This is a genomic window from Pseudarthrobacter sp. HLT1-3 (assembly GCF_059383535.1).
In genome coordinates, this window is record NZ_JBWZCJ010000003.1 from 165,707 (window position 1) to 186,490 (window position 20,784).

At 68.9% G+C, this 20,784-nt stretch carries 16 protein-coding genes; 9 read left to right on the plus strand and 7 right to left on the minus strand.

All coding sequences use genetic code 11. The annotated features are described in order from the left end of the window. Window positions 1-2 precede the first annotated feature (2 nt). The gene (locus AC50X9_RS04070; protein WP_494890502.1) at window positions 3-542 is read right to left on the minus strand and encodes a flavodoxin domain-containing protein; all 540 of its coding nucleotides are present in this window, start codon (window positions 540-542) and stop codon (window positions 3-5) included. Window positions 543-720: 178 nt separating this feature from the next. Between AC50X9_RS04070 and AC50X9_RS04075 the strand changes: the two genes are divergently transcribed. Next, window positions 721-2,178, plus strand: coding sequence for a benzaldehyde dehydrogenase (locus tag AC50X9_RS04075; RefSeq protein ID WP_494890504.1), 1,458 nt, complete (start codon window positions 721-723; stop codon window positions 2,176-2,178). 123 nt (window positions 2,179-2,301) lie between these two features. Here the strand turns inward: AC50X9_RS04075 and AC50X9_RS04080 are convergent, their stop codons facing one another. Both AC50X9_RS04080 and AC50X9_RS04085 read right to left on the minus strand, forming a co-directional pair. After that, entirely contained in the window at window positions 2,302-3,027 is a 726-nt protein-coding gene (locus AC50X9_RS04080; RefSeq protein ID WP_494890506.1) for a hypothetical protein, read from the minus strand. A gap of 20 nt (window positions 3,028-3,047) precedes the next feature. Continuing rightward, the gene (locus AC50X9_RS04085; protein ID WP_494890508.1) at window positions 3,048-4,463 is read right to left on the minus strand and encodes an NAD(P)H-quinone dehydrogenase; all 1,416 of its coding nucleotides are present in this window, start codon (window positions 4,461-4,463) and stop codon (window positions 3,048-3,050) included. 117 nt (window positions 4,464-4,580) lie between these two features. On the opposite strand from AC50X9_RS04085, the gene AC50X9_RS04090 reads away from it, so the two are divergent. Next, window positions 4,581-5,399, plus strand: coding sequence for a purine-nucleoside phosphorylase (locus AC50X9_RS04090; RefSeq protein WP_494890510.1), 819 nt, complete (start codon window positions 4,581-4,583; stop codon window positions 5,397-5,399). Window positions 5,400-5,435: 36 nt separating this feature from the next. Here the strand turns inward: AC50X9_RS04090 and AC50X9_RS04095 are convergent, their stop codons facing one another. Beyond that, a complete protein-coding gene (locus tag AC50X9_RS04095) occupies window positions 5,436-5,918 on the minus strand; it encodes an RrF2 family transcriptional regulator (protein ID WP_494890512.1) in 483 nt (160 codons plus the stop codon). Between the two features lie 131 nt (window positions 5,919-6,049). Between AC50X9_RS04095 and AC50X9_RS04100 the strand changes: the two genes are divergently transcribed. Next, entirely contained in the window at window positions 6,050-7,798 is a 1,749-nt protein-coding gene (locus AC50X9_RS04100) for a phospho-sugar mutase (RefSeq protein WP_494890514.1), read from the plus strand. Between the two features lie 31 nt (window positions 7,799-7,829). Here AC50X9_RS04100 and nirD read toward each other — a convergent pair whose 3' ends face one another. Continuing rightward, a complete protein-coding gene (nirD, locus tag AC50X9_RS04105; RefSeq protein WP_494890516.1) occupies window positions 7,830-8,207 on the minus strand; it encodes a nitrite reductase small subunit NirD in 378 nt (125 codons plus the stop codon). 270 nt (window positions 8,208-8,477) lie between these two features. Between nirD and nirB the strand changes: the two genes are divergently transcribed. The 6 genes from nirB to AC50X9_RS04135 all read left to right on the plus strand — a co-directional run bounded on the left by nirB (window position 8,478) and on the right by AC50X9_RS04135 (window position 15,585). After that, window positions 8,478-11,264 carry a nitrite reductase large subunit NirB gene (gene nirB / locus AC50X9_RS04110; RefSeq protein ID WP_494890518.1) on the plus strand — a complete coding sequence of 929 codons (2,787 nt, stop codon included), beginning with the start codon at window positions 8,478-8,480 and terminating at the stop codon, window positions 11,262-11,264. Window positions 11,265-11,266: 2 nt separating this feature from the next. Beyond that, on the plus strand, window positions 11,267-12,301 hold the full coding sequence (gene cobA / locus AC50X9_RS04115; protein WP_494890520.1) for a uroporphyrinogen-III C-methyltransferase: 1,035 nt from the start codon (window positions 11,267-11,269) through the stop codon (window positions 12,299-12,301). After that, complete coding sequence (locus AC50X9_RS04120) at window positions 12,298-13,455, plus strand: uroporphyrinogen-III synthase (RefSeq protein WP_494890522.1); 1,158 nt, start codon at window positions 12,298-12,300, stop codon at window positions 13,453-13,455. The genes cobA and AC50X9_RS04120 overlap by 4 nt, the downstream gene beginning before the upstream one ends. A 147-nt stretch (window positions 13,456-13,602) precedes the next feature. After that, a complete protein-coding gene (locus tag AC50X9_RS04125; protein ID WP_494890524.1) occupies window positions 13,603-14,463 on the plus strand; it encodes an FAD-dependent oxidoreductase in 861 nt (286 codons plus the stop codon). 76 nt (window positions 14,464-14,539) lie between these two features. Beyond that, window positions 14,540-15,292, plus strand: coding sequence for a deoxyribose-phosphate aldolase (gene deoC, locus AC50X9_RS04130; RefSeq protein WP_494890526.1), 753 nt, complete (start codon window positions 14,540-14,542; stop codon window positions 15,290-15,292). A gap of 53 nt (window positions 15,293-15,345) precedes the next feature. Further along, window positions 15,346-15,585, plus strand: coding sequence for a hypothetical protein (locus AC50X9_RS04135; protein WP_494890528.1), 240 nt, complete (start codon window positions 15,346-15,348; stop codon window positions 15,583-15,585). A gap of 516 nt (window positions 15,586-16,101) precedes the next feature. On the opposite strand, the gene AC50X9_RS04140 is transcribed toward AC50X9_RS04135, so the two are convergent. Then, entirely contained in the window at window positions 16,102-16,935 is an 834-nt protein-coding gene (locus AC50X9_RS04140) for a metal-dependent hydrolase (protein WP_494890530.1), read from the minus strand. 3 nt (window positions 16,936-16,938) lie between these two features. Continuing rightward, the gene (gene mfd, locus AC50X9_RS04145; protein WP_494890532.1) at window positions 16,939-20,658 is read right to left on the minus strand and encodes a transcription-repair coupling factor; all 3,720 of its coding nucleotides are present in this window, start codon (window positions 20,656-20,658) and stop codon (window positions 16,939-16,941) included. Window positions 20,659-20,784 lie beyond the last annotated feature (126 nt).

Sequence of the window (20,784 nt, forward strand, 5' to 3'; positions counted from 1 at the left end):
CGCTAGTGTGCCGGGGCAGGCAGCCCCGCCAGGAAGTCCTCCGTGAACTGCTTCACGCCGTCCCACTCCGTATAGACGTAGTCGCGGGTTGTATCCAGGTCCGGGGACCCCTTGTCCTTCGTGATTTTCTTCATCAGCTGGCGTTTGAGGAAGTTGTACTGGGTATAGAGCAGTGCGCCGCTGAAGATCCCGACATGGGCGGGATGCCAGCCGGTCTCCTCCCTGAATTTCGTCACGTACCCCTCGGCGTTCTCCTCGTTCCCGTGGGCGGCCAGGCTGACCGAGATCAGGGCGGACGGGAGACGCTCAAGCTCTCCGCGATTCTTCCGGACAAAATCGGTCACGTAGCCCTCGTGTTTGCCGATATGCACGGACGCCGCCACGATGACGCCGTCGTAGCCGCCCGGCAGGGCGTCCCCGGAATGCTTGAGGTCGACCGTCTCCGCTTCGTGCCCGTGGGCCTGGATCAGCTCGGCGATATACTCCGTAATCCGGGCTGTCTGTCCTTCCACGCTCCCGTAGGGGATATAGATTTTGGCCATGATCCACTGTGTCGGCGCGGGACACTGGCAAGGTAGGGCCGAACGTCCCCGTCGTCCCGAAATCGCACCATGCCCTTGACGGCGACGGCCCGGCGGCATGTGATGTAGGAAGGCCCCGGCCCGGTTCACAGCTGACCCGCCGGTGCGGTACGACGCATCCACCACGAAAGGACAGGACATGTCCCTGCTCGACGCTTCCCTCTGGGAGGGCAAGATCTATCTCAACGGCTGGCGCCCGGGAGGCGGCGGAATAGCCGACGCCGTCGAGCCCGCCACGGGCGAAACACTGGGCAGCTACGGCCTCGCCTCGGTGGAGGATGTCCGTCACGCCGCCACGGCGGCGGCGGCCGCCCAGAAGGACTGGGCGAAACTCAATCCCGAGGACCGCGCCGCTGTGCTCCGCCGCGCAGGGATGCTGTGGGAGGAACACGCCGCCGAGATCCAGGACTGGATTGTTCGCGAGTCGGGCGGCATTTCGCCCAAGGCAGGCCTGGAAACGCATATTGCCGCCAACGAATGCTACGACGCCTCGGCGCTGCCCTCGCTCCCGGCCGGGGACGTGCTCACGTCGAACGAAAACCGCTGGTCGTTCGCCCGGCGGCGGCCGGTCGGGGTGGTGTCCGTGATCGCGCCGTTCAACTTCCCGCTGATCCTCTCGATCCGCGCCGTCGCCCCGGCGCTGGCCCTCGGCAACGCCGTGCTGCTCAAGCCGGACCCGCGCACCGCGGTCTGCGGCGGCGTTACGCTGATGCGGATCTTCGAGGAGGCCGGGCTGCCGTCGGGGCTCTTGTCGCTGCTACCCGGCGGGGCCGACATCGGCGCCGCCGTGGTCGAGGCCCCTGAGGTCAGCGTCATTGCCTTCACCGGCTCGACGGCGGCCGGGCGGAAGATCGGCGAGACCGCCGGGCGCCTGCTCAAGCGCGCGCACCTGGAACTCGGCGGGAACAACGCGCTCATTGTGCTGCCCGGCGCGGACCTGCCCAAGGCTGCCTCCGCCGCGGCGTTCGGGTCCTTTATGCACCAGGGCCAGATTTGTATGGCGGCCGGGCGCCACATCGTCCACGAGGACATTTACGACGACTATGTCAGCGCCCTCGCGGAGAAGGCCACACACCTTCCGGTCGGGGATCCGAAGAGCGGGACGGTGGCGCTGGGTCCGATCATCGACGAGAAGCAACTGCACCGAGTCGATACGATCGTCCAGGATGCGGTGCAGGGCGGGGCGCGGCTGGCAGCCGGCGGCACCCACGACGGCAGGTTCTACCGGCCCACCGTCCTCGCGGATCTGGACGTGGCCAGCCCGGCGTGGACGGACGAGATCTTCGGCCCGGTGGCCCCGGTGATGAAGTTCTCCACCGTGGAGGAAGCCGTGGCGCTGGCAAACGGCAATGAATACGGCCTCTCGATCGGCATCCTGGGCGACGTCGGCATGGCGATGACCATCGCGGACCAGCTTGACTCCGGCAAGGTCCACATCAACGAACAGACAGTGTCCGACGAGGCAAACTCACCGTTCGGCGGCGTGAAGAACTCGGGCAACGGCTCGCGGATCGGCGGACACCACGCGAACATGGAGTCCTTCACGGAAATCCAGTGGCTCACGGTCCGGCCGGACATCGCGCCCTACCCGTTCTAAGGCCCGACCGGTACCAGCGGGAACGACCCCTACGAGTAGGAAGCAGGCTCCCGCAGGAAGCGGCACAACAGGAAGCAACAGCAGGACCCGGCGGCAGCGGCCGCCGGGTCCTGCTGCCGAGGTTCAGCGCCCAGCGGCGAGGTGCGTGGCGGGGTCGAAGGGCTCGAACACTGACGAGCCGATCATGAAGATGCCGCGCTGCGGGATCCAGAAGTCCCCGAGCCTGTCCTGGACGGGCAGTGCCGAGGCCTTTCCCAGGCTGTGGCCCCGTAAACTCGCTGTGCTCTCACGGACAAACCACATCCGCCGCGGGCGTGCCCCGAAAATCTGGCCGTTGGGCACCCTGCCGGTCAGTCCGATGTGCCCGGCGCCGAGCACCGGGCCGGCGACCGTCCCCATGGCGCGCAGGAACGCCGGGTTGCGCCACAGCCGGTCCGGGACCAACCCGGACACCGCCGACATGAGCCGGGTGACCGGTGTGGCGGCCAACTTCAGGTCCCAGCTCAGGTCCACCCCGTCTCCGACTTCCACACTGAAGGAGTAGTCGTTCCGCCAGCGGATGGAGATCGCCCCCGTCGACGCCGATCCGAGGGCGCTGCCGAAGTAGCGGGGGCAGGAGGACTCTGGAGCGGTGGTGCTGTGCATCGTCCAGGCGCCGGCAGGGTCGCGGATCCAGACCGAGCTGTAGCCCGGACCCACTGAGGATACCGCAAAATGCCGCAGCGCCAGGATGTAGCCGGAGCTGAACGGCACACCCATCACGCCGTAGCCCGCAAAGCGTTCTTCCGGGCCGGAGGGCAGCGCGGGGCTGTGTTCCACGGACTCAACAAGGGTGCGGGGACTCTGCATGGCTACTGCCTCCGTTGCGGTTACATGTGGACGTGCAGCCTCCGGGCCGCTTCGGAAATTGAACCGCTCAGGGACGGGTACACCGTAAAGGTGCTGGCGACGTCGTCGACGTGCAGTTTCTGGGTGACCGCGAGGGAGATCGCGAAGATCAGCTCCGAGGCGTTCGGTCCCACCACAACGCCGCCGATCACGGTTCCGGAGCCCTTGCGGGCGAAGATCTTGACGAAGCCGTCGCGGTGGTTGCGCATCTTGGCGCGGGCGTTGCTGCGCAGCGAGAGCTTCACGACGTCGGCCTGGTACTTGCCGGATTCGATCTCGGCCTCGGAGACGCCCACGTTTGCGATTTCGGGCGAGGTGAAGATGTTGGACGCGACCTGGTGCAGCTTGAGCGGCATGACACTGTCGCCCAGGAAGTGGGCGATCGCGATCCGGCCCTGCATCGCGGCGACCGAGGCGAGCGCCAACACACCGGTGCAGTCGCCGGCGGCGTAGATGTTCGGTGCGGTGGTGCGGGAAACGCCGTCGACCTTGATGTGGCCGCTCTCGGTGAGCGCAACGCCGGCCTCCTCCAGTCCGATCCCGGCGGTGTTCGGGATCGAGCCGACGGCGACCAGGCAGTGGCTGCCGGTGACCTTGGAGCCGTCGCCGAGTGTGACGATGACACCGTCCTCGGTGCGCTCCACGGTCTCGGCGCGGGCGCGGGAGAGGACCTTGACGCCGCGGCGTTCGAAGACGCCCTCGAGGACCTCGGCGGCGTCGCCGTCCGAGCCGGGCAGCACGCGGTCGCGGCTGGAAATCAGGGTGACCCTGGAACCGAGTCCGTTGTAGGCGGAGGCGAACTCGGCGCCGGTCACGCCGGAACCCACCACGATCAGGTCCTCGGGCAGTTCTTCCAGGTTGTAGATCTGCGCCCAGTTCAGGATCCGGACGCCGTCCGGGCGGGCGGTGGGGAGCTCGCGAGGGTGGGCGCCGACGGCCAGCAGGATCGCGTCCGCTTCGATGATTTCGGTGCCGTCGGCGGTGACGACCTCTATCGTGTGGCTGTCCAGCATCCTGCCGGAGCCGAGCAGAATCCGGACGTCCTGGTTCTCCAGGCCCTTCTGGATGTCCGTGGACTGCTGCCGGGCCAGCCGGAGCAGACGGTCGTTGATGTGCTTGAGGTCCGCTCGCATCGTCGGGGTGCAGTCGCCGCCGTCGAGGTCGAACTTCACGCCGAGCTCGCCGGCTTCGCCGACACGGGTCATCAGGTCCGCGGTCGCAATCAGGGTCTTGGAGGGTACGACGTCGGTCAGCACCGCGGAGCCGCCGAGCCCCGCCCGTTCGATGATGGTGACCGTCGCTCCCAGCGAGGCGGCGACCATGGCGGCTTCGTAACCGCCGGGCCCTCCGCCCAGGATTGCGATGCGGGGTGAGCTGAAATCGGGATGCGTAGTCACAATCAGTCATTGTCCACCATCCGGACGGCACCACCAAGATTTGGGGCCTGCACCACACCGTGCAGAATGCAGGACCAGCTGCTGGGCAGCACGCCGCCGGCAGGATAACTTGTACCGGTGAGTACAACAGAATCCCTGACCACGGACCCCTTCGACGCCGCCCGCGCCGCCGCCGATTACATTGCCGCGCAGACCGGCGTCGACACGCACGACGTCGCCCTGGTGCTCGGCTCGGGCTGGGCCGACGCCGCCGACCTGATCGGTGAAACGACGGCCACCCTTTCCGCAGATGAGGTCCCCGGATTCTCCTCCCCCTCGGTGGTGGGCCATGTCGGCACCATCCGTTCCGTGCTGACCCGGGAGGGCAAGCACGCCCTCGTCCTGGGCGCCCGGACGCACTACTACGAGGGAAAGGGCGTCCGCGCCGTCGTCCACGGCGTCCGCACCGCCGCCGCCGCCGGCTGCACGACCCTGGTCCTGACCAACGGCTGCGGCGGCCTCAACGAGGACTGGACGCCCGGCACCCCCGTGCTGATCAGCGACCACATTAATCTCACCGCCACCTCCCCGCTCGAAGGGGCCACCTTCGTCGACCTCACCGACCTGTACTCCGCGAGGATCCGCGGCCTCGCCCGAGAAGTCGACCCCTCGCTGGAGGAAGGCATCTACGCCCAGTTCACCGGGCCGCACTACGAAACACCCGCCGAGGTGCAGTACGCCAAGCGGATCGGCGCGAGCCTGGTGGGCATGTCCACCGCACTTGAGGCCATTGCCGGCCGCCACGCGGGCATGGAGGTCTTCGGCATTTCGCTCGTGACCAACCTCGCCGCGGGCATCAGCCCGGTGCCGCTGAGCCACGAGGAAGTCCTCGAATCCGGCCAGGCCGCGGGCCCGCGCATCTCCAAGCTGCTCGCGGAGATCATCGCGAAGCTCTGAATACAGCGCCCCGGCCGGCTCAGGCTCCCGGCAGGCTCAGCGCGCGGGCGCGAGGTAACGCACGGCTTTCACCCGGTCCTGCGGGAACCGCCGTTCCATCGAATCGGCGATCCCGGCGATGGTCTGCCTGGCCAGGGCCTGCCGCCAGGCGAGTTCGGCCTGCCGCATGGTCTGGGAAATCAGGCAGGTCCGGACGTAGTTCTGCTCGGTGTCGGCATCCGGGACGTTGCCCAGGATGCCTTCGCAGCGAAACACCGGGTCGGGGCCTTCCAGGGCCAGGACGATGTCGAGCACGGTGACGTGCTCCGGCCGGCGCGCCAGATGGAACCCGCCGCGCGGACCGGACACGGAGCCCAGGATCCCGGCACGGACCAGCGCCTGGAGCTGTTTGTTGAGATAAGCGCCCGGGAGCTTGTAGTACTCCGCCAGCCGGGCGCTGTTGACCGCTTCCCCGGCCGGCGTCCACGCCATGTTGACGCAACTGTGCACGGCCCACTCCACCCCACGGCCCAACTTCATATTCCAGACGCTACGTGTCCGGAAAATTGCCTGTCAAGGGTCGGGGTGCAGGACGGCCCTGCTCGACTCTAAAGTCGGGCTCCCGCTCGCCGGGGCAGGGATCCGCTTCGAATGGCACTAGTTTGGTTCCTATGACGTCTTCCGATGCCGAACTCTCCCGCCTGCTGAGCGATGCCCGGGCCTGGGCCGCGCAGGACCCGGATCCCGCCACCGCCGCCACGCTGACCGAGCTGATCCGGCTCGCCGGCGACGGCACCGCAGCCGCCCGCCAGGAGCTTGCCGACAGTTTCAGCGGCACCCTGCAGTTCGGCACCGCAGGCCTGCGGGCGGCCCTGGGCCCCGGCCCGAACCGGATGAACCGCGTGGTGGTGCGCCGCGCCGCCGCGGGGTTCACCGCCTTCCTGACCGGCGCCGTTGCCAAGGCCGCTCCCGGCACCCGGCCGCGCGCCGTCGTCGGCTATGACGCCCGGCACAATTCGGCCATCTTCGCGGAAGAGACAGCGGCAATCCTCACCGCCGCCGGCGTCGAGACCTTCCTGATGCCGGCCGCCCTGCCCACCCCGCTGCTCGCCTACGCGGTGCGGGCCCTCGCGTGCGACGGCGGCGTGATGGTCACCGCCAGCCACAACCCGCCGCAGGACAACGGGTACAAGGTCTACCTGGGCCGGCATGCCGTCGAGGAGAGCGGACGCGGCGCGCAGATCGTGGCACCCTTCGATGCCCTGATCGCGGCGGAAATCGCCGCCGTCGGTGAGCTCGCCGGCGTGGCCCTGGCCACCGAGGGCTGGACCGTGCTGGAGCCGTCCATCGCCGGCGACTACGCCGCCGCCGTCGCGGCCCTCGCCCTCCCGGAGCGATTCCCGGCCCGCGACCTCAAGATAGTCCTGACCCCCATGCACGGCGTGGGCGGCGAGACCGCGGTGGCGGTCCTGCAGGCAGCCGGCTTCGCGGACGTCACACTGGTCAGCGAGCAGGCCGAACCGGACCCCGACTTCCCCACCGTGAACTTCCCGAACCCCGAAGAGCCCGGCGCCCTGGACCTGGCCCTCGAAACCGCCGCCCGGGTGGAGGCGGACATCGTGATCGCCAACGACCCCGACGCCGACCGCGCCGCGGTTGCCGCGAAGGATCCGGACACGGGCAACTGGCGGATGCTGCGCGGCGACGAGGTCGGGGCCCTGCTGGGTGCGCACATCGTGGCGCGGCTGGCGGCCGGCGGCGGCAGCGGCAGCGGAGAAACAGGGGTGTTCGCGAATTCGATTGTGTCCTCGCGGCTGCTGGCCCGGATCGCCGCGGCGGCAGGCTATGCCCATGAGGAAACCCTCACCGGATTCAAGTGGATTGCCCGGGTTCCCGGGCTGCTGTACGGCTACGAGGAGGCGCTGGGCTACTGCGTTGCGCCCTCCCTGGTCCGGGACAAGGACGGGATCTCAGCGGCGGTACTGATCGCGGAATTCGCCGCTGCGGCGAAAGCCGAGGGCAAGACCATCTTCGACACGCTCGACGAGCTGTCCCTGGTGCACGGGCTGCACGCGAGCGACCAGCTCAGCATCCGGGTCGCGGACCTGGGCCTGCTGGATGCCATGATGAACCGGCTGCGCGTCAGCCCGCCGGAAACCTTTGGCGGCTCCGCCGTCGAAACCGTCACGGACCTCGCCGCGGGCAGCGCGGCGCTGCCGCCCACCGACGGCCTGCTGTACCTGACGAAGGACCTCAGCCGCATCATCATCCGCCCCAGCGGCACCGAGCCCAAGCTCAAGTGTTACCTGGAGGTCATCCGCAGCGTCGGTTCCGCTGCCGAACTTCCGGCGGCGCGGCAGGAAGCCCGCGCCGCGCTCGACGGCGTCCTGGCGGACGTCCGCGAGGCGCTGGGGCTGTAGTTCCCGGGGCGCAGCTTCCGGGTGTCAGCCCTTAAAGCTCAACCTCAATGAACCCGCCCACAATCCGGGTGCCGAAGGTCGGGAGGCGGAGTTCCGGCGAACCCAGGCACTCCCCCGTCGCCAGGTCATAGACCTGCTTGTGTAGCGGCGAGGCAAGCGTCGCGCGCGGGCCTCGGGAGCCGGTGATGCCCCGGGCCATCACGTGCGCCCCGGTCGCCGGATCCTCCTGGGCGACGGCAAAAACCTCACCGGACACCGTGCGGAACAGCGCCACCTGGCGTCCGGCAATCAGCGCGGCCTCGCCCCAGGCCGGTTCCAAATCCTCCACGGCGCACACGCGGTGCCAGCCGGTCCCATAGCTGGGGTGTTCAACAAAGCTCCGTGCTGCGCTCTCAAGTACGGCAGTCATTTCGGCCCCTCTCTGATCCATCTGCTCCGGGCTCAACCGCTGCTGCGGCCACATACCCAAGCTAGGCCCGGGGTGTTTCAGTGGCGTGCAGTGAATGTGTCCGGCGCGTAAAAGAGACCTCACGTAGCCGGAAACGCGTTCGTGATGCAGAAGTTAAGATCACGAAACATAAGGGAAACTGAAGCGAAACTGCGTTTGCCTAGTCTGGATGGACACCTCGATTGAGAAGGGCGCAGAGCAACCGACTGCGGCCATTGCGAAAGGCCCACCGTGACCGGACAGACTTCAAGCCCCCAGAACCAGGACGCAGCGCGCAGCACAGCACCGCGCCGCATCGTGGTTGCCGGCGGCGGCCCTGCCGCCCACCGTTTCGCCGACGCCATGCACGCCCGGGGCCTCGAGGGCTGGAACGTCACCGTCCTCACCGAGGAAGCGCACCTCCCCTACGACCGCGTCGCGCTGAGCAAGGCCCTCACCGATTCCGAGGTCGACCTCACCCTGGGCTCCGCCGCGATGTGGGACCACGAGGCACTCACGCTGCAGACCGGCGAGCGCGTCACCGGCATCGACGTCGCGGGCAAGGCGGTGACCACCGCCGCCGGCACCGTGTACCCGTATGACGAGCTGGTCATCGCCACCGGTTCCGACGCAGCCCGCCTGCCGATCCCGGGATCCGAGCTCACCCACGTCTACCGCACCCTGGAAGATGTCTGGGCCATCAACAAGGCGATCGTCGCCCTGACGGAGAAACTGGGCCGCAGGGTCAACGCGGTCACCATCGGCGGCGGTCTGCTCGGCCTGGAATCCGCCGCCGGCACCGAGCAGCTCGGGGCTACCCCGATCGTCATCAACGGCTCCCCCTGGCTGATGAACACCCAGCTGGACGAGGGCGCCGGGCAGGCCCTGGGACGCCTGATCGAAGCCAAGGGCTTCACCGTTCACGGCGGGGTGTTCCCCTCCGAAGTTTTGTCCGACGACGACGGCCAGGTCACCGGCGTGCTGATGGCCGACGGCCGCATCATCGACGCCGACCTGGTGATCGTCGCGATCGGCGTCAAACCCCGCGACGAGCTGTTCCGCGGCGCCAACGGCGCCGCGGTCGAGGGCGCGGCGACGAAAGGCACAGCGGCGACGGGCCCCGCGACAGAGGGCACCGCGCCGCTGTTCGACCTCGGTGCGCGCGGCGGCGTTGTCATCTCCGACGGCTGCGAAACGCAGGTCCCCGGCATCTGGGCGATCGGCGAGGTCGCCAACTTCGGCGGCATGTGCCTGGGCCTCGTGGCTCCGGCCAACACCATGGCGGAGATTGTCGCCGACCGGCTGCACGGCGGCGACGCGACCTTCCCGGGGTTCGACACCGCCACCAAGCTCAAGCTCTCCGGCGTCGACGTTGCAAGCTTCGGTGACGCCTTCGCCCGGACCGAGCACGCGCTGGAAATCGTCTACGCCGACCCGGCGCGCGGCGTCTACCAGAAGATCGTCACCACGGACGATGCCAAGACCCTGCTCGGCGGCATTTTCGTCGGGGACGCCACCCCGTACACCTCCCTGCGGCCCATGCTGGGCCGCGAACTGGCCGCAGAACCCGACGCCTACCTCACCGCGGCCGGCGGCGGCGACGCCCCGGAAACGGAACTCCCGGACGACGCCATCCTGTGCTCCTGCAACAACGTGTCCGCCGGAACCATCCGCGACACCGTCAACGGCTGCGGGGCCTGCGACGGCAACGCCCCCGTCCAGGAGCTCGGCGAGCTGAAGGGCTGCACCCGCGCCGGGACCAGCTGCGGTTCCTGTGTACCGATGCTCAAGAAGCTGCTGGAAACCGAACTGACCAAGTCCGGCGTCGAGGTCTCCAAGGCACTCTGCGAGCACATCGAGCTGTCCCGCCAGGAACTCTTCGAGACCATCCGGGTCCTGGAACTGACCTCCTTCGAGGAGGTCATGGCCAAGTACGGTACCGGCGAGGGCTGCGACATCTGCAAACCGACCATCGCCAACATCCTGGCCAGCCAGAACAGCGCCTATGTCCTGGACGCGGGCCGCGGCACGCTGCAGGACACCAACGACCGCGCCCTGGCCAACATGCAGAAGGACGGCACCTACTCGGTGGTCCCGCGGATCGCCGGCGGCGAGATCACACCGAAGAAGCTCGGCGTGATCGCAGCGGTGGCCGAGAAGTACAACCTCTACACCAAGATCACCGGCGGCCAGCGGATCGACATGTTCGGCGCCCGGCTGGAGCAGCTCCCGGAAATCTGGAAGGAACTGGTCGACGCCGGGTTTGAATCCGGCCAGGCCTACGGCAAGAGCCTGCGCACGGTGAAGTCCTGCGTCGGTTCCACCTGGTGCCGCTTCGGGGTCCAGGACGCCGTCGCCATGGCCATCCAGCTTGAGCTGCGCTACCGCGGGCTCCGCAGCCCGCACAAGCTCAAGATGGGTGTCTCCGGCTGCGCCCGGGAATGCGCCGAAGCCCGCGGCAAGGACGTCGGCGTCATCGCCACCGCGGACGGCTGGAACCTCTACGTCGGCGGCAACGGCGGCGCCACCCCGGCGCACGCCCAGCTGCTGGCCAAGGACCTCGACGACGAAACGCTGCTGAAGTACATTGACCGCTACTTCATGTATTACATCCGCACCGCGGACCGCCTGCAGCGCACGGCGCGGTGGCAGGAGGAACTCGCCGGCGGCATCAAGCACGTCGAGGATGTCGTGGTCCATGACACGCTGGGCATCGCCGAGGACCTCGAGGCCGCCATGGCAAAGCACGTGGACACCTACGTGGACGAGTGGGCAGACACGCTGAAGGATCCCGAGCGGCTGCGACGCTTCCGCTCCTTCGTCAATGCTCCGGACCAGAAGGACGATTCCATCACCTTCGTGCCCGACGAGCGCGGCCAGATGCGCCCCGCCACGTCGGCGGAAAAGGCGCTGGCCGCCCTGCAGCCAGTGGTGATCGCCGCCAGCATCCCGGTCCGGCCCTCCGACACCGGCGACACTGCCCGCCCGGGCCGGGACATTTCCGCCCAGGAACGCCCCGCCCACGAAAGTAAGGTCTGACCATGCAGCTCAGCATCGATCTCAGCGGACGCGAAGTCCTCGTCACCGGCTCGGACGCCGCCGCACACCAGGCAGTCCGCCGCTACCGGGCCGCCGGCGCCGTCGTCTCTCGGCTCAGCAGCCCGGGCGGTGCCCGCCATGACGGGCCCCTGCCGGAGCGCCCCTTCCTGGTCGCCGCCGTCGACGACGGCCAGCCGGGCTGGGAGCCGCTGCTGGACCGCTGCCGGGACACCGGCATCCCGGTCGCGGCCGAACCCGCCGCCGGCCCCGCCGGCCACGTCACCCTCGTAGGCGGCGGACCGGGAACCACCGAGCTGCTGACCGTCGCCGCCATCCAGGCCCTGCGGGACGCCGACGTCATTTTCTACGACCGGCTGGCCCCGCACCGGGAGCTGCCCGCGCTGAGCACGGCCGAGCTGGTGGATGTTGGCAAGCGCCCCGGCCACCACCCGGTCAGCCAGTCCGGCATCGAGGCACTCATGGTGGAGGCCGCGCTGGCCGGGAAAAACGTGGTTCGGCTGAAGGGCGGCGACCCGTACGTGTTCGGCCGCGGCGGCGAGGAAGTGGCCGCCTGTGTGAAGGCCGGCGTTCCGGTCCGCGTGATCTCCGGCGTGACGAGTGCCATTTCCGTCCCGGCCGCGGCCGGGATCCCGGTCACGCACCGCGAGGTCAGCCACCTGTTCACCGTCGTCTCGGGCCATGCCCCGCTGACCGAGAAGGAACACACCCACCTCGCCGGGCTGGGCGGGACCATCGTGGTGCTGATGGGCATCGGCACACTACACCAGCTCGCCGCCGGGCTGCGCCGGGCCGGGATGCGCGAGGACATGCCGATGGCCGTCGTCGAGCGCGGTTACCTGCCCGGCCAGCGGACCACCATCGCCCAGCTGGGCACCATCACGACGGCGGCGGCGGACTGCAGCAACCCTGCCGTGCTGGTGATCGGCGACGTCGTCCGGGTGGCCGAGGCCAACCGGGGCTGCGCGGACGCGGAAGCCGAACTGGACCGCCTGGCCGCCTCCCTGATGGGGGCATGAGGGCCGTGAGCACACTGAACGCCACCGCGGAGACTGCCCCCGAGACCATGCCGGAGACCGCGGAGCTGCCGCTGGAGGGCTTCCGGATCGGCGTGACCTCGCACCGCCGTTCCCAGGACCTGATCGAGGCCCTGGAGCGGCGCGGCGCCGAGGTGCTGCACGCGCCGGCGCTGAAAATCGCCCCCGTGCAGGAGGACCTGAGCCTGATCGAGGACACCCGCGCCATCATCGCCGCACGCCCGGAGCTGTGCATCGCTACCACTGCCTACGGTATGCGCCGCTGGTGCGAGGCCGCCGACACGTTCGGGATCGGCGAGCAGCTGCTGGAGACCCTCGGCGCCACCCGGATGTTCGTCCGGGGGCCCAAGGCCCGCGGCGCGGTCCGTGCGGCCGGGCTGGCCGACGTCGGGATCAGCTCCGACGAGACCACCGCCACGCTGGTGGACATGCTCCTGGCCGAGGGGGTGCGCGGCAAAACCGTCGCGGTGCAGCTGCATGGCTACACCGACGTCCGCCAGCTGGAGCGCCTCCGGATGTCCGGGGCCACGGTCCTGACGGTCACCCCGTACCGCTGGGTCAAGCCCGACGGCGCGGACCGGCTGCCGCGGCTGATCGAGGCCGCCTGCAGCGGCAACCTGGACGTGCTGACGTTCACGAGCGCGCCCGCGGTGGATGCGATGTGGAGCACCGCGCACGAGATGGGCCTGTACAAGCAGCTCGTGGCGAGCCTCAAAACCAACGTCGCCACCGCCGTCGTCGGTCCCATCACGGCGCAGCCGCTGATCGACGCCGGGCTGCAGCCGCTGGTTCCGGAGCGGTTCCGGATGGGCGCCCTGATCCGGCTCGTCGTCGAGCACCTTGCCCTCAACCACGTCCGCCGCCTGGACACCGTGTCGGGCCGGGTGGAACTGCGTGGCCGTTCGCTGCGGATCGACGGCGGGGCCGTGGAGCTGGCGCCCGCACCGCTGCTGCTGCTGCGGGCGCTGCTGGGCGCCGGCGGCGCCGTGCTGTCCCGGGAGGCGCTGTCGGAACTGCTGGAACTCCGCGGCTCCGTGCATGCGCTGGACATGACGGTCAGCCGTCTGCGTTCCGCCCTGCCGGACGGCCGGCTCGTGGAAACCGTGGTGAAACGCGGCTACCGGATCCGCGTGTGACCCACGCCATTACTGGCCGGTAAACATTGGCGAACGGGCGGCGAAAATTCCGCAACACCGGGGAAACCTGCCGGAAAGATCGCCCGCCTACGCTGGGACCATCAAGCAGTCAGGCCACATCAGCGGCCACCAGCGAAAGGGCTCATCATGTCCGCCACCCCCACCGTTCCCGCCGATTCCCAGACCCGGCCCCGGATCGTCATCGCCGGGGCCGGCCCGGCCGCGCAGGCCCTCGTCCGCCAGCTCACCCGGACCCCGTTCGCGGGTGGCATCACAATCCTCAGCAACCGGGACGACGCGCCCGCCGAGCTCCTGGAACTCGCCGCGCTCCCGCAGGTGTCGGTCCGGTTCGGCCAGCCGGCCAGCTACATCGACCCCGACAGCCGTTATGTCACGACGGCGGACGGCCTGGAATTCAGCTACGACCAGCTGGTCATCGCGACCGGGTCCTCCCCCGCCGGCGCGCCGCTGGCCGGGGAAGGCCGGTGCCTGAGCTACTCCACGATCGACGACGCCGCCGGGCTGGGCGACGCCGTCAAGGATGTCACGCGGGTCCTGGGCCGGCGGCCGCTGGGCATCCTGGTCGGCACCGGGACCGCCGCCGGACAGGCCGAGGCTGTGCTGCGCGCCCGCGGTGTCCGCCCGATCCGCACCACGCAGCGACCGGCCGCCGTCGTTCCCACCCTCGCCGGTTCCACACTCACGGCCGCCGGGATTGTGTTCGAGGACGGCTCCAGCATGGCCGGGGACCTGGTGGTGCTGGCCGAGGAACCGATTGCCCGCGACGCCCTCGCGGTGAGCGCCGGACTCAAGACAGCGCGCCAGGGCGGGATCGTGATAGGACGTGACTTCCGCACATCCGTCCCGGGAATCTGGGCAATCGGGGACGCCGCGGTGTTCGACGGCGTCCGCCTGGGACTGCTCGTGGCCGCTTCCTCGGCCGCCTCCGTCTGCGCCTCCCAGCTGCTTCAGGCCGGCATGGCGGAGCCCCTCGCGGCCGCCGCCTGACCCCCTGCCCGGACGCCCTCCGGCGGCCGGGCTGTTGTGGCAAGATGGACACCTGAGAAGCCACGAAGGGACCACCATGAGCAACGAAGCCGCCGCGACTGCCGGCAGCGCCACCCCCGCTGCCCCGGACTCCGGGATCTCCCGCAGCTCCGAACATTCGGCGAACATTGCCTCCTACATCGACCACACGCTGCTCAAGCCGGAGGCCAGCGAGGCCGAGATCCTCAAGGTCTGCGCCGAGGCCGCCGAGTACCGGTTCAAGTCGGTGTGCGTCAATCCGATCTGGGTCAAGACGGTCAAGACGGCCCTGAAGGGCTCCGGCGTGCTGACGTGCTCAGTGGTCGGCTTCCCGCTGGGTGCCACCCCGAGCGACGTCAAGGCCTTCGAGGCCCGCGGAGCGGTGCTGGACGGAGCCGAGGAGGTCGACATGGTGATCAACATTGCCGCGGCCCGGGCCAACGACAAGGGCGCCCTCATCGAGGACATCACGGCCGTCGCGGACGCCGTCCACGAGGGCGGCGCCATCCTGAAGGTGATCATCGAAGCGGCCCTGCTGGATGATGCCCAGAAGGTGCTGGCCTGCGAGGCCGCAGTGGCTGCGGGGGCTGATTTCGTGAAGACCTCCACCGGCTTCAACGGCGGCGGGGCCACCGCCGGGGACGTGGCCCTGATGCGCCGCACGGTGGGCCCGGACCTGGGCGTCAAGGCCTCGGGTGGCGTGCGCTCGCTCGCCGACGCACAGGCTATGATAGCTGCAGGTGCAACACGTATTGGCGCCAGCTCCGGCATCGCGATCGTCAAGGGTGAACAGGGTTCCTCCGCGTACTGATCCGCTCCGGCAGCCGCCACAGTTTTGAGCCCCACGGGGCAGAGGAGGAACGAATGTCCAGCAACACCACCAACACCACCACCGCCACGACTCCGCAGAACGAGAACAGCCTCGGCTCCAGCATCATCCTGTTCGCCCTGATGATGGTCCTGTTCTTCGCTTCCCTCTACTCGCTGAGCTTCATGACGCTCGGCAACCCGTGGCCGATGGCCGCCTGCCTCGTCCTGTTCGCCCTGGCCTTCTGGATTCCGCAGACCGTCACCGGCCGCTCGGACTCCATCGGCGAAGTCTAAGCGCCAAGCACTTCCCTGACTGAAGCTCCGGATCTCCGGAGCTTCAGTCATTTAACTCCGGGTTCTCGACCGGTACGCAATTTCGTCGCCGGCTCCATAACCGGTCGACTGCACGAACGTCACGGCGTATTCGTATCCGCCCCGTGTAAGGCCAGGGCCACGAGCAGCAATCGTTCGACACCTGCCCTGGTGTACCTGGGATCAGCGATTTCGGTGAGGCCCACGCGAGCCTCCAGGTTCAAAGCGGCCCAGGCCAGCTGAATGATTTCCGTCAGGGGAGGCCCGAAGGTGATGACGTCGCGGATATACCGTTCGTCGGCGTACCGCTGGCGGAAGCCCCGGATGAACTCTACGAGGCCGCGGGATGCGGCTCGACTGGTAGCCGGGATCCCCTGCGTCGCTTCGGAGGCCGTGCGACTTCGCGACGGGACCATCCTTGTGCAGGTCGTCCATGAAAGCACCGAGAACCTCGGTTGAGAAAGTCGAGAAGTCGCGCCGGGCGCGGCCAGCCACTGGTCAGACGGCCGTAAGCAGCCCGTAGAGGCTGTGCACCCAGCCGGCCCCGAGGGCGGCGGCGGCCGGCCAGTGCACCTCGGCCAGGGCGAGCGCGGCACCGAACATGCCGATCATCGCGTAGGCACTGACCGGGATCAGCACGAACCACTCCCGCCGTGACCCGGCGCGGCCCAGCAGCGGAATGGAGAACGCCCCGTTGGCCCGCCAGACGTTCTTCAGCAGCGGCAGTTTCCGCAGGAACCTCGGAGGCTTGATCACCACCGGCCAGAGCAGCGGCACTCCCCCGGTGGTGATCATGTCCCCAACAATATGTACCAGCACGCCGGTCAGCATGGAGACCGGCAGCCAGGTCCACTGGTGCGGCGCGAACCAGGTCACCAGCCCGGCCATGCTCAGGGCGAAGACCCAGTTGCTGACCCAGCCGTACTTCGGGAAAAGCTTGAGGGCCTTCGCGGCGATGTTGATCATGAACATGCACAGCAGACCGGCGCCCACCGACAGCAGCCCCCAGTCGGTCTGCAGCTGAAGCTGCCCGGCCAGCGCCGCGAGCAGCACAAAGAAGGCCGCACCGAGCAGCGAATGGGTCCCCTGCCGGTGGCCGCCGGAGACGTTCTCAAGGCCGACCGCGATCACGTTCGACAGCGGCGGCAGCGAGTGCGCCACCGTGCTGGAGCGGTGGTCCCAGTCGCAGACCAGTGCCGTTCCCGCCGTCGCCATCCCGCCGATCACAATCCCGGTCGCGTCCAGCGGATACCATCCCAGCGCGTACGGTCCGGTCGAGGCAATAGCCACCCACGCCGCGGCTCCCGACGCGGCGTGGTGTCCGCCCATCATTCTTTATTTCACCGCCGGTGCGGCAGCCACCGCGGCGTCGGAGAAGATGTTGCGGATGACGCCGTTGGCCCACTCGAGGATCTCGGCGTCCTGCAGGTCGCGGCCGCCGATCCGGGCGGTCTTCGGCTTCGGAATGAGCACCGCGTCCAGGGCCGGTTTGGACTGCGATCCGGGATACATCCGGGTGAGCCGCATGAGCTTGGACTCGGGCAGCTGCGCAGGGGAGAACTTGATGAAGTTGCCCTGCAGGGCAACGTCGCTGAGCCCGGCCTCGCGGGCGCCGACGCGGAAGCGCGCGACGTCGATCAGGTTCTTCGCGGGCAGCGGCAGCTCGCCGTAGCGGTCCACGAGCTCGGCCAGGACCTCGTCGATCGCCTCGTAGGTGACGGCCGAGGCGAGCTTGCGGTACGCCTCGAGGCGCAGCCGTTCGCCCGGCACGTAATCGTGCGGCAGGTGCGCGTTGACCGGCAGCTCAATCTTCATCTCGGCGGCCTTCTCCTCCGCCTCGCCCCGGTACTCCGCCACGGCCTCGCCGACCAGGCGGATGTAGAGGTCGAAGCCGACGCCCTGGATGTGCCCGGACTGCTCCCCGCCGAGCAGGTTGCCGGCGCCGCGGATCTCGAGGTCCTTCATGGCCAGCTGCATGCCGGCACCGAGCTCGTTGTGCGTGGCGACGGCCTTGAGCCGTTCCAGCGCCACTTCGCCCAGCGGCTTCTCGGACGGGTAGAGGAAGTAGGCGTAGGCGCGTTCGCGGCCGCGGCCCACCCGCCCGCGCAGCTGGTGAAGCTGGGAGAGCCCGTACTTGTCCGCGCCGTCCACGATCAGGGTGTTGGCGTTGGAGATATCCAGTCCCGTCTCGATGATGGTGGTGCAGACCAGCACGTCGAAGCGTTTCTCCCAGAAGTCCACGATGATCTGCTCGAGCCGGCTTTCGGACATTTGCCCGTGCGCCACTTCCACCCGGGCCTCCGGGACCAGCTCGCGGATCTTCGCCGCGGTGCGGTCGATCGTGGAGACCCGGTTGTGTACGAAGAACACCTGGCCCTCGCGCATCAGTTCCCGGCGGATCGCCGCGGAGGTCTGCTTGTCCGTGTACGGGCCGACGTAGGTCAGCACCGGGTGGCGTTCCTCCGGCGGGGTCGCCAGCGTGGAGGTCTCGCGGATGCCGGTCAGCGACATTTCCAGGGTCCTCGGAATCGGGGTCGCGCTCATGGCGAGGACGTCCACGTTGGTGCGCATCTTCTTCAGCGCTTCCTTGTGTTCGACGCCGAAGCGCTGCTCCTCGTCCACGATCACGAGGCCGAGGTCCTTGAACGCGAAATCCTTTGACAGCAGCCGGTGCGTGCCGATCACGACGTCGACGGAGCCGGCTTTGACCCCGGCAGCCGTCTCCTTGGCTTCTTTGGTGCCCTGGAAGCGGGACAGCGGCTTAACCACCAGCGGGAAGCCGGAGAACCGTTCGGTGAACGTTTCGTAGTGCTGCTGGGCAAGCAGCGTCGTGGGCACTAGCACGGCGACCTGCTTGCCGTCCTGGACGGCTTTGAAGGCCGCGCGGACCGCGATCTCGGTCTTGCCGTAGCCGACGTCGCCGGAGATCAGCCGGTCCATCGGGATCTCCCGCTCCATGTCCGCCTTGACCTCGTTGATCGTGGTCAGCTGGTCGGGGGTCTCCACGTACGGGAACGCTTCCTCGAGCTCGCGCTGCCAGGGCGTGTCGGGGCCGAAGGCGTAGCCGCGGGAGGCCATCCGGGCCGAGTACAGCCGGATCAGTTCACCGGCGATTTCCTTGACGGCCTTGCGCGCCCTGGACTTGGTGCTGGCCCAGTCCGCGCCGCCCATTTTACTCAGCGCCGGCGTGTCCCCGCCGACGTAGCGGGTGACCTGGTCCAGCTGGTCGGTGGGGACAAACAGCCGGTCGCCCGGGGCACCGCGCTTGGACGGCGCATATTCAAGCACGAGGTATTCGCGCACCCCGTCCCCTCCGCCTGCCACTTTGCGCTGGATCAGCTCCACGAACCGGCCGATGCCGTGCTGTTCGTGCACCACGGAGTCGCCGGCGATGAGCTGCAGCGGATCCACGGCGTTCCGCCGCTTGGACGGCATCCGGCGCATGTCCTTGGTGGAACCGGCGGAGGTCCTGCCCAGCAGGTCCGCCTCGGTCAGCAGGGCGAGCTTGAGCGGCTCCAGCACAAAACCGCGGCCGACGGCGGCGGTGGTCACCTCGATCAGCCCGGCCTGGGGTTCGTCGTCGAGCGAGTCGACCCGGGCGCAGGGGATGTCGTTGTCGTGGAACAGTTCGGCAAGCCGCTGGGCCGGGCCGGGACCTTCGGTGACGACGACGATCCGCCACTGCTCCCGGACGTGGGAGCCGATGAAGGCCATCATCTCGGCGACGTCGCCCTGGTAGCCGCGGGGTTCCCGGGCGTGCAGGTTGAGGACGTCGACGTCGGGCAGCAGCTCCTCGTCGGTGGCCAGCGACGTGATCGACCACCAGGACACCTCGTGCGCGAGGGCCGCGGAGCGGGTTTCGGTGAGCGAGCGGAAGCTGGCCGAATGCAGGGCCGCAGACGCTGCGGAACTTAGAACAGTGTCCAACGCCAGAGGTACCGTCCCGCCGTCGGAGGCCGTCGACCAGGCCGCCTCGAGGAATTCCTCGTTCGTGGCGGCGAGGTCGTGCGCGCGGGTCCGGACCTTTTCCGGTTCGATGACCACGGCCATCGAACCGGCCGGGAACTGGTCCAGGAAAGGCACCATGGAATCCACCAGCACCGGGGCGAGGGATTCCATGCCCTCGACGGCGATGCCGCCGGCGATCTTCTCGAGCATGTCCGCGGCGGCCGGCAGCTGGGATTTCAGCGTCGCGGCGCGGGACATCACGGAGGGCGTGATCAGGATTTCGCGGCACGGCGGGGCGTGCAGCTCGGCGGGGTGGTGCACGCCCGGCGCGCTCAGCGAGCGCTGGTCCGCGACGGCGAACCAGCGCATCTGGTCCACTTCATCGCCAAAGAACTCCACCCGGATGGGGTGGTCCTCGGTCGGCGGAAAAACATCGAGCATCCCGCCGCGGACGGCGAATTCACCGCGGCGCGTGACCATGTCCACGCGGGCGTAGGCGGCGTCGGCGAGGCTTCTCACAACGTTGCTGAACGGGGCCTCCTGGCCGACCTTCAGGGTGACCGGGACCAGCTCACCGAGGCCCGCGACGATCGGCTGCACGACGGCCCGGACCGGGGCGACGACGACGCGGAGCGCGCCGCTGGCGGAAGTTTCGGGGTGGGCAAGCCGGCGCAGTACGGACAGGCGCCGGCCGACCGTGTCCGAGCGCGGTGACAGCCGTTCGTGCGGGAGCGTCTCCCAGCTGGGGAACTCGGCGACGGCGTCGGCCGGAAGGAAGGCGCGCAGCGCTTCGGTCAGGTCCTCGGCTTCACGGCCGGTGGCGGTGATGGCCAGCACAACCGGCGCCAGGCTACTGCCTGTTTTTTCCTCTGCCGCGGCCCCGGCTGCGGTGACTCCCGCCGCTGCCGCTGTTTCCGCGGCCAGCGTGGCCAGCCCGTCAGCCATTTCCGCGAGCAACGCCGAACGCAGCCCGGCGGGGGCGCTGATCTGGTAGTCCTCGCTGCGGTCGGCGAAACCACGCGCCGCCGCGGCCCGGACGCGGGCGTAGTTCCGGTCGTCGGCGAGGACACGGCGCAAACCGGTGAGAGAGGGGCCGTTGAGGCTCATGGCTGAAGCTCCTGAAAGGGATCACGGGATGCAGGCAACACGAATAGCCGGAATTCGCGAGAATCCCGGGTACCCCAAGCCTACCGCGCAGCCCTGACCCGGGGCCGCACAGGGGCCCCGGGTCTA

What these genes read in the sequence shown, in the direction of transcription:
- AC50X9_RS04075 (WP_494890504.1), top strand. Translation starts at nt 721, where the DNA reads ATGTCCCTGCTCGACGCTTCCCTCTGGGAGGGCAAGATCTATCTCAAC.
- AC50X9_RS04095 (WP_494890512.1), bottom strand. Translation starts at nt 5,918, where the DNA reads ATGAAGTTGGGCCGTGGGGTGGAGTGGGCCGTGCACAGTTGCGTCAAC.
- AC50X9_RS04140 (WP_494890530.1), bottom strand. Translation starts at nt 16,935, where the DNA reads ATGATGGGCGGACACCACGCCGCGTCGGGAGCCGCGGCGTGGGTGGCT.
- AC50X9_RS04080 (WP_494890506.1), bottom strand. Translation starts at nt 3,027, where the DNA reads ATGCAGAGTCCCCGCACCCTTGTTGAGTCCGTGGAACACAGCCCCGCG.
- cobA (WP_494890520.1), top strand. Translation starts at nt 11,267, where the DNA reads ATGCAGCTCAGCATCGATCTCAGCGGACGCGAAGTCCTCGTCACCGGC.
- AC50X9_RS04100 (WP_494890514.1), top strand. Translation starts at nt 6,050, where the DNA reads ATGACGTCTTCCGATGCCGAACTCTCCCGCCTGCTGAGCGATGCCCGG.
- AC50X9_RS04070 (WP_494890502.1), bottom strand. Translation starts at nt 542, where the DNA reads ATGGCCAAAATCTATATCCCCTACGGGAGCGTGGAAGGACAGACAGCC.
- deoC (WP_494890526.1), top strand. Translation starts at nt 14,540, where the DNA reads ATGAGCAACGAAGCCGCCGCGACTGCCGGCAGCGCCACCCCCGCTGCC.
- mfd (WP_494890532.1), bottom strand. Translation starts at nt 20,658, where the DNA reads ATGAGCCTCAACGGCCCCTCTCTCACCGGTTTGCGCCGTGTCCTCGCC.
- AC50X9_RS04135 (WP_494890528.1), top strand. Translation starts at nt 15,346, where the DNA reads ATGTCCAGCAACACCACCAACACCACCACCGCCACGACTCCGCAGAAC.
- AC50X9_RS04125 (WP_494890524.1), top strand. Translation starts at nt 13,603, where the DNA reads ATGTCCGCCACCCCCACCGTTCCCGCCGATTCCCAGACCCGGCCCCGG.
- nirD (WP_494890516.1), bottom strand. Translation starts at nt 8,207, where the DNA reads ATGACTGCCGTACTTGAGAGCGCAGCACGGAGCTTTGTTGAACACCCC.
- AC50X9_RS04120 (WP_494890522.1), top strand. Translation starts at nt 12,298, where the DNA reads ATGAGGGCCGTGAGCACACTGAACGCCACCGCGGAGACTGCCCCCGAG.